The sequence below is a fragment of the Pseudoalteromonas sp. NH0006-46 genome (genome assembly GCF_057547735.1).
Window position 1 is genome coordinate 250,065 of record NZ_BAAJML010000005.1, and the last position, 11,523, is coordinate 261,587.

The window sequence follows — 11,523 nt, forward strand, 5'->3', positions numbered from 1 at the left end:
TTGTTAGAAACCAAGCTCACATGCTTTGCGTGTGGGCTTTTTTATGGCCTATAGCTTAGTAACAAAAAGGTCTAATTTTATGTCCGTTAGCATTATTTAACTCTAAATAAATTGTGTGCTAACATCGTATTCTACTTCGTTGTAAAAAATTATTATAAAATGATACAAAACCTTTCTATTACTCAAAAAATCACAGCACTTGGCAGTGGCATCGCTATTTTTGTTGCAGCACTCATTGGCATTACATCGTTATATAGTTCTGAAGATATAATAGAACAACGTATGATTGAGTCAGAGTTACCAGGTAAGCTGCAAACAATTAGTAACCACATTGGTGGTGAAATAAACATGCTAATTGGTGCTGCAGAGCAACTTTCATCAAACGAGTTTATTTTACAATGGGCACAAACTAATAATAACGATGCGCTGCTTTTAAAAGAGCTAAACCGCTTGGTAGAACAATACGACTTAGCCACAGCATCGTGGGCTAACCGAAACACCGCACAATACTGGAATCAAGAAGGCTTTTTACGCGTACTAAAAAACGATGAAGCCGATGGGTGGTTTTTTGCATTCAAAGAATCAAGAAAACCCTACTCTATCAGTATTTATCAAGAGTCAGTGAATGATGTAAAAATGTTTATTAACCACCAGCAGGTGAATGGTAAAGGTTTAGCAGGGCTAGCTAAAAGCATTACTGATATGCAAAAACTACTGCAACAATTTAAAATTGAGCAAACAGGGTTTGTATATATTGCTGACAAAAGCGGCCTTATTCAATTACACAAAGACTCAAATAAAGTAGCCAAAGCAAATATTGATTCGGTTTATGAAGCGAACATTAGTAATGAAATACTAAGCTCAAACGGCTTTAAGCTAAAAGAAATCACACTAGATGGTCAAGCCACCCTTGTAGCAGCAACCCCGATAGAAAATACCGACTTATTTATTGTGGCCCAAGTTCCAAAAAGTGAAGTGTTTGCAAGCGTAAGTACACTTCAGTGGCAAATATTTACGTTTACCCTAATCATTGCCTTAATTGCCAGCTTAATTAGTTACTTGTTAGCGCGCTCGTTGTCTTCACCATTATTTAAAATGGGCGAATTATTCTCTCGTTTAGGTTCTGGCGACGCAAACCTAGCGTATAGATTACCCGAATCGAGCCAAGCAGAGCTTAATAACTTAAGTGCAGGGTTTAACCAGTTTATTAGTAAAATTGAAGTGGCTATTGGCCAAGTTGCCACAGAAAGTCACGATATAAAGCGCAGCTCTGACCATGTATTTGAGCAAGCCAAACGCAATTCTCAAGCAATCGATAGCCAAAAAGAGCAAACTATTTCTGTCGCGGCAGCTATTAATGAAATGGGCGCAACAGTTCAAGAAATTGCTCAAAGCGCTGCCAATGCGGCAAAACTTACCGATAGCAGCCGCGAAAACACAATGCAAAGCCATAACCAAGTAATGCAAAGCCAGGCAACTATCTCTGCGCTTGCAAGCGACATTGACGGCATAACAGAGCAAGTGTCACTACTCTCTAAAAAGACAGTGGATATCGCCAGTATTATTGATGCAATTCGCAGCATTTCAGAGCAAACAAATTTATTAGCTTTAAATGCGGCAATCGAATCTGCTCGTGCTGGTGAGCATGGCAGAGGGTTTGCTGTTGTTGCTGATGAAGTAAGAGCGCTTGCAAACCGGACCTCTCAATCTACCAACGAAATTCAGTCGATGATTGAGGAGCTTACACAAATATCAGATGACGTAGTAAAAGACATTAGTCAGTCAAAAGATAAAGCACAGCAAAGTGTGGGGGCTATGCAAAGCTCAGTTGAATTACTCGATGTAATAAGCGAAACATCTAATCAAATAAATGACATGGCAACGCTTATTGCAACAGCTACCGAACAGCAAAGTAATGTAGTTGCCGATGTTGGCCGTAATATTGAGCAAATTAGCGAAATTAGCGACAACGCAATGAGTGAACAAATTAACACTGAACAAGCTATACGTGACCTAGCAAATAGCGCTCAAACATTAGATGCCTTAGTGGCAACGTTTGAAAAGCACCGTTAAAACTTCCTGCATTACACCAATTCGCTTGATTAATGATCCCGAGGGGTTTGATATTAAAGCGAATTGGTATTAAGTACCCCTCTAGGCAAAATTACGACTAAACTTATTAAGACGTTTTTGTTTGGAGGTGGTTATGCAATCCCATCGATTTCAATCTTTGGTCATATTGGTGGGGCTATTTACGCTAAGCGCATGCAGTTCAATACCGCCTGCCCCGCCGCCAGTTAAATTGACCCAAATAAATTCGTTTGAGTCATATACTCTAGAATCTCCAGAAGAGATTTTTACTCTCAGCGACAATCTCAAGCAGCAGCTACAAAACCATCTAAAAAGTCAGCAATCTGCCCAAGCGCTGGCACACAGTATATTGAGCTTTTTACTTAAAAATGGTGATGATTCGCTTTCATATCAATCAGGGGCAACCCTCACCGCATCACAAACCTTTAAAAACTTAAATGCAAATTGCTTATCGCTCTCTATTTTAGCGTATAGCCTTGCTGACTATTTAGGTATAAAAGCACGGTTTAATAAAGTACATATCCCAGAATACTGGGCTCTTAACAATGGATTTAATTTACTGACGGGCCACATTAACTTAAGTATTGATATCGCCATTGAACCTTCTAACCAGTCAGTATTTGTTTACCAAGGCAAAAAACGCTTAACAATAGACTTTGACCCTAATAGCCGCCAAGCTCGCTTTAAAACAACACCTATTAGCAAACAGAATATTACAGCCATGTTTTATAACAATAAAGGCGCAATTGCACTCGTTAATAAGCAGTACGATTTAGCTTATAACTACTTTAGCCATGCAGTTAAAGTCGACCCTAATTTCAGTGCTGGGTGGGGAAATTTAGGCGTATTGTTTAGACAATTAAACTACTTAACTGAAGCTGAAAAAGCCTACACCCACGCAATATTGCTTAATCAAAACAACAATACCGCACAAGGTAACTTGGCTGTTTTGTATCAGCTAACAGGCCGTTCGCAGTTAGGCACTGACATCTTAAACAAATTACATATCAAGCGTCAAAACAACCCTTATTACTATATATCGCTTGGTAATACAGAGTTTGAGCAATCTAATTTTACACTTGCATTAGCACATTATAAAAAAGCCTATAGCCTTTCACCCTCATTGCACGAAAGCCACTTTGGCCAAGCTCGCGTGTATTTTAAATGGGGAAATACCCAAAAAGCGACATATCATCTTAAGCAAGCGGGCAAAAAAGCTGACTTTTTACATGACAAAAAACGCTATGAGAGTAAATTAGATACATTACGTTCACTAACAGCAAAGCTATGACCATTAAATACTTTTTATGCTTTATTTTAATAAGTGTGTGCGCTAATAGTTATGGAAATGCCTTACACACCCAACTTATTGATGATTTAACTTATTTAGCCAGTAATGACCTAATGGGTCGAAAAACAGCAACAGAGGGCGCCGTAAACACTCGAATATACTTACAGAATAGACTTTCTGAAATTAACCTAAATGTGAGTGAGCAAACATTTACTTATAAGTCAGGCGTTTTTGAACAAATACAGGGTATTAATATTGTTGCTAAGCCTGCTCAATCAACACCCCATCCAAAAATTATAATTACTGCCCATTACGATCATTTGGGAAAACGCGGTGGAAAATATTATTTAGGGGCAAACGATAATGCAACTGGCGTCGCTGCCCTGCTTTACCTGGCATCTTCGTTACAGAATACAGAATTCCCTTACGAGTTTATATTTGTATTAACCGACGCAGAAGAGAATGGTTTACATGGCAGTAAACATTTTGCGCAAACACTTAATCCTAATAACGTTTTAATGAATATAAATTTAGATATGCTGGGGGTAAAAAAACATAAAGCCCGTGTGTATGCATTAGCATCGTACTCACTAAAACAAAAACTAAAACCTGTGTTCTGGGCTTTAAAAAACACTAAAATAACAATCAAACCGGCCTATTCGTCAAAACAAATGAATCGGCTAATTAAATCACAAAATATTGATTGGCATAGGGCAAGCGATCATTACTCATTTGCGCGTAACAACATACCTTACGTGTACTTTGGAATGGGTCACGACCCCCATCACCACACAACTAAAGACACCGCAGAGCACATCGACCTACCTAAGTACATAAACACGGTGCTCACGATAGAGCAATTTATTAAGCAGCTTGCTCAGGCCCCTGCTGATGATTTAAACGCTGAAACATAAGCCTCTTTTTTCGCTCTGGGTAGTTTTTTTATTTTGCATTCAAGCTTACTCGCCTCGCTTTTAGTTCCTACCTCTTGTTGATGAATAAGTAAAAGTGGCCCTTTACCTTTTAAATTTTTCGCCCCTTTACCTGCTTGATGCGTTGCAAAGCGCTTATTTACATTTGTAGTAATTCCGGTATACCAATGTCCAAACCGTGTTTGCACTATGTACAAGTGCCATAAAGTGTCTAGTCTGTGTGTTTTTGGCTCTGTGGTTAGTAAACTTTTTTCATTATTGGTGGTCAAAATATTACCTTAATACCCTTAACTCAAAACAATTGCTTAAAAGGGTTTTACCTTCAGTGACTAATCGGTATCATGCAGATTATAAAAAATAAGGATCACAACAAACAATGCAGTCGTTAAAAACTTTTTCTCTTTGGCTTATCGTCGCTTTAACACTTAGCTCTGCAGCAGGTTGCTCTAGCTGGGTATACAGAATAAACATCCCTCAAGGTAACTTTTTAGAGCAATCGGATGTTGAAAAGCTTCGTGTAAACATGACTCGAGACCAAGTTATTTATGTATTAGGCCGTCCTATTGCTACAGATGCTTTTGATAACAACACATGGCGTTATGTTTACAGCTTTAACAAAGGCCGTGAAAACGAACAACATAAAGAGCTTGTTATTAACTTTGAAAATGAAAAACTTGTTTCGCTTTCAGGTGACTACGACCAGCCAGAAAATTTCAACACCCCTTTAGAACAATAATATTGTTGCTAAAGTAAAAAGGTAAGCATTGCTTACCTTTTTTTATACCTAAATTAACGCTCGAGTGGGCGACCGCCTGTTATTTTATTTGCTCGGCCTTCTTCTTTTGCCTTTTCAGCGCGTTTTCTTCGTGCATCTTTAGGGTCTGCAATTAATGGGCGGTATATTTCAATACGGTCACCATCTTTTAATTCGTAGTTTGCCTTAACCGTTCTATTCCACACACCTAATGTCAGTGCATTTGAGTCTATTTCAGGGCACTTTTCAATAATACCCGACTGAATAACCGCTTGTTCTGCTGTGCAGCCTGGTTGCACCTCAAGCGATAAACAGGTAGCTGTAGTGGGTAAAGCAAATACAACTTCAATATTGATCATACTCGCGCTCCGTATACTTCTTTAGCTCGCGAAGTAAAAGCACTGACCATATTTTTTGCAACATCATTAAAAATTTTGCCAAACGCGAGTTCAATAATTTTGCTCGAAAACTCAAATTCAAGCTCTAAATAAACTTTACATGCATAGGCATCTAATGCTTGAAAATGCCAACGCCCTTTAAGCGTTTTAAATGGACCATCAACCAGTTTTAACAACACGGTTTGTTCGTCTATAAAGGTGTTTTCGGTGGTAAACCACTTTTTTATACCCGCCTTGGATATTTCTATACTCGCGGTCATGTTATTATGCTGTTGCGAAACAATTTTTGAATCAGAACAATTTGGTAAAAACTGAGAATAAGCTTCTACATCATTAACTAGATCAAACATTTCTTTAGTGCTGTACATAACCAGCGCACTTTTTTCTATTTGTGGCATACTCACTCCCAAATGTGTGGGCGAATTTTAGCAAGCTTTGTTCGTTTCCCCAAACTTTCATGACGCATAAATTAGATCTAATTTTTTAAAATCATTACTAAAAATCGATGTAAAACATCTCACATTACGTATATTATAGGGCACTATGGCTAAGAAAAATTCATCAAAATCGACAAGTAATACCATCGCGCTAAACAAAAAAGCGCGACATGAGTATTTTTTACACGATAAGTTTGAAGCAGGTGTCGAACTACAAGGCTGGGAAGTAAAAAGTATCCGAGCTGGTAAAGTAAATATCTCTGAAACTTATATACATCTTAAAAACGGCGAAGCATTTTTACTTGGTAGTCAAATTCAACCATTAAATAGTGCCTCTACTCACGTTATTTGCGACCCTATGCGTTACCGAAAGCTTTTACTAAGCAGACGAGAACTTGACCGCTTAGTGGGAGCAACTGAACGTGACGGCTATTCATTAGTAGCAACAGCCATGTATTGGAAAAAATGCTGGGTGAAACTTGAGTTTCATTTAGCAAAAGGTAAAAAAATGCATGACAAACGCGAAGACGGTAAAAATAAAGACTGGTCACGCGAAAAAGAACGCTTAATGAAGCACAAAGTATAAGTAAAGCGCCTAACTCAGTTAGGCGTTTTTTTTATAAAAAACTAATCGCCATTTGTTTTATTAATATACAACACGATTATTATTCACCCTAAATATGGAAATAAATAATTTATTACAATTTTATCATCAATCAATTAATTTAATTATTACTCTTATTTAGGTTGTATTTTTTATCTCTTGAATAAAGCATATGCGCCTATTTCAACCTCCTTCAGCGCATAAAACCTGTTTTAAAATCATCCAAAACCACACTAAAAGTCATACTAAAATCACATTTCGGTCTAATTGCTAACACTTAAGTTACATGATATTAATGTCGTCGCTTGTTATATCAATCCGATTAAATGTGGGATTTATTTAACAATTTAAAAGGATTGGTATTGAGCAACTAAACTTATTACATATCAACAAGGATTTAAGGATGAAGCAATCAATTGCATTTACACCAAGTATTATTATTGGTGCAACACTTTCACTATCAGCGGGCTTTACAACAACAACCTACGCTGCTGAAGAAGCAAAAAAAGTAGAACGCATTGAAGTTACAGGCTCGCGTATTAAACGCTCTGACATTGAAGGCCCTTCACCGGTACAGTCAATCAGCAAAGCCGATATTGAAAACATGGGTTACGACAACCTCCAACAACTCCTCGAAAGAATGCCTGTAGCAGGCAGTGGTACTTTTTCTACACGTGGTAATAACCAAGATTCAACGGCAAATGGAGCTGCCGCTGTAAGTTTGCGTGGCCTAGGTGCCGACGCAACGCTTGTGCTTATTAACGGGCGAAGAGTCTCAATTAGTGCATTTGCCGAAGGTATAACAAATTCGTTTGTCGATATAAACAGCATTCCAGTATCGGCTATTGAGCGTATCGATATTTTAAAAGACGGTGCATCTGCAATTTATGGCTCTGATGCCGTAGCCGGTGTTGTTAATGTTATTTTGAAAAAAGATATCGATGGCGTAGAAGTAAACTTAGGTTACGGCGGCACTGACGGTCCTAACTATGAAGAAACAACAGCAAGTGTTGTATGGGGCACTACTAGCGAAAAAAGCAGTGCGTCGGTAATCATTGATTACTTTAAAAACACATCGCTTTCATCAGATGAAATGGGCCGCTTAGGCACCGCTAACCAATCACCTTATGGCGGTGAAGATTTCCGTTCTTCTCGTGGCTTTCCTGGCTACTTTTACGTTGATGGCGTAAAAACAATTGACCCAGATTGCCCAGCTGAAAACGCAACCGCAAGCGGAAGCTGTTTATTTGATTATGGTCCATTTGGCTATATTGCCCCTGCCGCTGAGCGTATTGGCGCTATATCGCAATTTGAATATCGTTTTGACAACGGCATTACGGGCTTTTTAGAAATGGCCGTTCAGCACAATACCTCAGTTGCAGCCGGTGCACCAACGCCACTTGACGAAGATGCCGGCCTAACGGTACCTGCAAATCATCCAAATAATCCTTTTGGACAAGACATCGAAATTGGCCGCTACCGTACTGTCGATGCAGGTGCACGCCAATGGGATATTGAATCAGACACAATGCGTATTGTGGCAGGCTTAAAAGGCGAAATTAACGACTGGAGCTGGGAAACAGCAGTACAAAAAGGGCGTAGTAAATCAATGCAAACCGGCGACCGCTCGCAAGGTTGGGTTCGTACAGATTTCTTGCAACAAGAAATTGACGCAGGTAACTACAACCCATTCGGTGGCACTTACAACGATCCGGCTGTTGTAGACAGAATTACCACCAGCCTTGTTCGTCGTGGCGAATCGCATATGACTTCATTTGACGCAAACATCACTGGTGAAGCATTTAGCTTTGGTGATGATGTTGTGATGATGGCTGCAGGTATTGAATACCGCGAAGAAGACGTTAGTGATATTCCAGATGACCAATTCCAACGTGGTTTAATATTTGGTACTGAATCTGTATCGGCATCAGCAAACAGAGACCAGTACGCCGCGTATGTTGAGTTTTCAATTCCACTTGCAGAAACCCTAGAACTGCAACTGGCAGGTCGTTACGATGACTATAGTGACTTTGGTACGACTACCAATCCAAAAGTGGCACTTCGTTGGGCACCAACCGATGAAATTACGGTTCGTGGTTCATGGGCTCAAGGCTTTAGAGCTCCGTCTCTTGCACAAGTTGGTTTAGGTCCATCTCAAGAAAGTCAGTTTTTTGTAGACACCTACCGCTGTCAGGCAACGGGTAAAGACTGTAGCGCTCTTGATTACAACATTGAGTTTGCAGGTAACCCAGATCTACAACCAGAAGAGTCTGAATCATGGAACGTTGGCTTTATTTGGGCACCAACAGCCGAGTTTGGTTTAAGCGTAGACGTGTGGAGCATCACACAAGATAACAAAATTGACGAGCAAGAATTTGGGCCTATTTACGCCTCTGAGTGTAATAACCAAAACAGCACCGTGTGTGTTCGTTTAGCACCCAATGGTGGTGATGCACTCGGCACAATTCAAAAAATATTCAGTACCTTTGAAAACGTATCATCGCAAGAAGTATCGGGCGTAGATATTTCAACAAACTACAATCACTCGCTTGACGATTTAGGCTTATTAAAATTCAATTTAGAATGGGCATACCAAGATAAATTTGAAAAAGATGGTCGTGATTACACCGGCGAATATGGGTACCCAGAGCACCGCTTTATCTTCTCAACTAACTGGGAGATGGGCGCGTTTAACACTAACTTAAACATTAGCTATGTTGGTGAGTTTGAAGATACGCCAGATATCGATTTCGATGGTAACTTAGATTTCGACACCAATACGTCGCGTATGGTTGATTCGCAAACACTGGTTGACTTACAAACGTCTTACCGTGTTTCTGATTCAGCAAAAGTATCGTTAGGTATTAATAACTTATTTGATGAAGAGCCACCATTTGCAATTGGTGACGGTGATTCTGATTTATACGGCTATGCGTCAGGTGTTCATAACCCTCGCGGTCGTTATATTTATACTAAAGTGAGCTTTTCTTTTTAAACGCTACACAAATAAAAAAACCGCCAACTGGCGGTTTTTTTATTTAAACAAAAGGGCTAAATTATAGCTCGCCTTCGTTTTCAGATAGGAACTTAGCAACACCTTCAGGGCTTGCATCCATACCTTTTTTACCTTCAGTCCAACCAGCAGGACATACTTCACCGTTTTCGCTGTGGAATGCAAGTGCGTCAACCATACGGATCATTTCGTCGATGTTACGACCTAGTGGTAAATCGTTCACTACTTGGTGACGTACGTTACCTTCTTCGTCGATTAAGAACGAACCACGAAATGCAACACCCGCTTCTGGATGTTCAACGTCGTATGCTTTACAAATTTCGTGTTTAACGTCTGCAACGAGTGCGTATTGTACTTTACCAATACCGCCGTCAGCTACAGGCGTGTTACGCCATGCATTGTGAGAGAATTGTGAATCGATAGAAACACCAATTACTTCAACGCCGCGCTTTTTAAACTCTTCAAAACGCTTATCAAATGCAATAAGTTCAGAAGGACATACAAACGTGAAATCTAATGGGTAAAAGAAGATTACAGCTTTTTTACCTTTAATTGTTTCGTGTAGATTGTAGCTATCTACAATTTCACCATTACCTAAAACTGCTGCAGCGGTAAAGTCTGGTGCCTGGCGGCCTACTAATACACCCATTTTATTCTCCAAATATTTTGAGTTTGTTTTCAATTGCTTTCGCAATGCTGGTACATATATGGGCGCTAAAATTTAAAAACCAATAGCACCAACATATAATTGTTTTGTATATTAAATATAAACATTTGAAAAAGACAATCGTATTTACCGATGTAAGCAATCGAAAATACCGAATAGAAAGAATCTAATAGAAAATACCGAACAAAAATTAAAACACCGCAAATACAAAAAAACCTGCAAATACAGGTTTTTTTAAATGTTTAGTCCATTATATCCGACGGCATATCGCCACGAATTTTTTGCCAAATTTCACCCGTTTGATGACCATATTTACGCATCATAGAAATTGCACCATCGTGCTCATTATTTTGCGCTAATACAGTTAAATCTTTATAAAACTGGCGGGCAAGCTCGCGGGTACCCGGATCTGAAAAATAATGACAACCAATTTTAGAATAAAACCCTCTAAAACCGTTTAAAATTAAAACGTAAATTCGGTTATTCCCTGCAACGGCTAATTCGTGGTGCACTTTATAGTCGTAATCAGCAAAGGCTTGTGCAGTATCTTCAAGTTCGTGGCTTAATGATAAAATTTCAATGACACGTTCAGGATTAAGCTTAATTGCAGCACGGGTGTAAATAGCACTTATATTAGTACGAGCAGACAACAACTGATCTGTCAGCTCAGGCATTTTATCTTCGTCTAAACGTGCTAACGTTTCTAATATATTCAAGCCCGACGTTTCCCAAAAGTTATTCACCTTTGTTGGTTTACCGTGCTGAATAGTTAGCCAACCGTCTCGCGCTAAACGCTGTAACACTTCGCGTAATGTAGTTCTTGTTACGCCAATTAACTCAGAGAGCTCTCTCTCAGCTGGTAGAATTGAACCTGGAGGGAAATCGCCATTCCAAATAGACTCAACTATGTATTCTTCAGCAAATCCTGCTGGGCTTTTCGCTTTAAAAATTCTCATCCAATTCCCACTCGAATTAATCTACAACGTTTCGCTTACACGAATAACTGACTGATTGTACCAGACGAAACTCAACTAACAAGTAAAGTAAGATATATTGTTAAATTGATCATACACATCAAGGTAAAGTTACTGAGGAGCGTGAATTTCTGGCCTTTTTAAAGGAACAAACATAGCTTTCAATAAAACAAATTCATTGAAAATACCACATTACAGTTAGGCTAAACATGGGGGAAATGTTGCAAGTAGCGAAACTCAACTTAGTGGCTGAACAAACAGCCAATTGTACACATTGAAGATTTTTAATGTCCGAAGTCAAGATCTGGCCCCAACCACTCTATGATGAGAGATGGTGTCATGTGGGATCCTAAAATGGTTTA

General features: G+C 39.2%; 11 protein-coding genes. 6 read left to right on the top strand and 5 right to left on the bottom strand.

From position 1 onward, the window contains the following. The first annotated feature begins 159 nt into the window (after positions 1–159). From AC27I2_RS12370 to AC27I2_RS12380, 3 genes are all read left to right on the top strand, one after another. Positions 160–2,073 carry a methyl-accepting chemotaxis protein gene (locus tag AC27I2_RS12370; protein ID WP_487204439.1) on the top strand — a complete coding sequence of 638 codons (1,914 nt, stop codon included), beginning with the start codon at positions 160–162 and terminating at the stop codon, positions 2,071–2,073. Between the two features lie 133 nt (positions 2,074–2,206). Further along, positions 2,207–3,382, top strand: a complete 1,176-nt coding sequence (locus AC27I2_RS12375; RefSeq protein ID WP_138527433.1) for a tetratricopeptide repeat protein — start codon at positions 2,207–2,209, stop codon at positions 3,380–3,382. Then, on the top strand, positions 3,379–4,296 hold the full coding sequence (locus AC27I2_RS12380; protein WP_219422427.1) for a M20/M25/M40 family metallo-hydrolase: 918 nt from the start codon (positions 3,379–3,381) through the stop codon (positions 4,294–4,296). The genes AC27I2_RS12375 and AC27I2_RS12380 overlap by 4 nt, the downstream gene beginning before the upstream one ends. On the opposite strand, the gene AC27I2_RS12385 is transcribed toward AC27I2_RS12380, so the two are convergent. Beyond that, positions 4,260–4,583 carry a GIY-YIG nuclease family protein gene (locus AC27I2_RS12385; RefSeq protein WP_487204440.1) on the bottom strand — a complete coding sequence of 108 codons (324 nt, stop codon included), beginning with the start codon at positions 4,581–4,583 and terminating at the stop codon, positions 4,260–4,262. The two genes, AC27I2_RS12380 and AC27I2_RS12385, sit on opposite strands and share 37 nt — an antisense overlap. A 107-nt stretch (positions 4,584–4,690) precedes the next feature. On the opposite strand from AC27I2_RS12385, the gene AC27I2_RS12390 reads away from it, so the two are divergent. Continuing rightward, positions 4,691–5,050: an outer membrane protein assembly factor BamE gene (locus AC27I2_RS12390; protein ID WP_006793933.1), complete on the top strand. Its 360-nt coding sequence runs from the start codon at positions 4,691–4,693 to the stop codon at positions 5,048–5,050. A gap of 53 nt (positions 5,051–5,103) precedes the next feature. Here AC27I2_RS12390 and AC27I2_RS12395 read toward each other — a convergent pair whose 3' ends face one another. Together AC27I2_RS12395 and AC27I2_RS12400 are read right to left on the bottom strand one after the other, a co-directional pair. Beyond that, positions 5,104–5,427 (bottom strand): RnfH family protein, encoded by a 324-nt coding sequence (locus AC27I2_RS12395; RefSeq protein ID WP_058404801.1) that lies wholly within the window; start codon positions 5,425–5,427, stop codon positions 5,104–5,106. Further along, entirely contained in the window at positions 5,424–5,864 is a 441-nt protein-coding gene (locus AC27I2_RS12400) for an SRPBCC family protein (RefSeq protein ID WP_058404802.1), read from the bottom strand. The genes AC27I2_RS12395 and AC27I2_RS12400 overlap by 4 nt, the downstream gene beginning before the upstream one ends. Positions 5,865–6,009: 145 nt before the next feature. On the opposite strand from AC27I2_RS12400, the gene smpB reads away from it, so the two are divergent. Together smpB and AC27I2_RS12410 are read left to right on the top strand one after the other, a co-directional pair. Beyond that, entirely contained in the window at positions 6,010–6,489 is a 480-nt protein-coding gene (gene smpB, locus AC27I2_RS12405; protein ID WP_006793936.1) for an SsrA-binding protein SmpB, read from the top strand. A 421-nt stretch (positions 6,490–6,910) separates the two neighbouring features. After that, positions 6,911–9,502, top strand: coding sequence for a TonB-dependent receptor (locus tag AC27I2_RS12410; protein WP_006793937.1), 2,592 nt, complete (start codon positions 6,911–6,913; stop codon positions 9,500–9,502). A 61-nt stretch (positions 9,503–9,563) separates the two neighbouring features. Here AC27I2_RS12410 and AC27I2_RS12415 read toward each other — a convergent pair whose 3' ends face one another. Further along, a complete protein-coding gene (locus AC27I2_RS12415; RefSeq protein WP_006793938.1) occupies positions 9,564–10,169 on the bottom strand; it encodes a peroxiredoxin in 606 nt (201 codons plus the stop codon). Between the two features lie 260 nt (positions 10,170–10,429). Next, positions 10,430–11,143 (bottom strand): fatty acid metabolism transcriptional regulator FadR, encoded by a 714-nt coding sequence (gene fadR / locus AC27I2_RS12420; RefSeq protein ID WP_006793939.1) that lies wholly within the window; start codon positions 11,141–11,143, stop codon positions 10,430–10,432. Positions 11,144–11,523 lie beyond the last annotated feature (380 nt).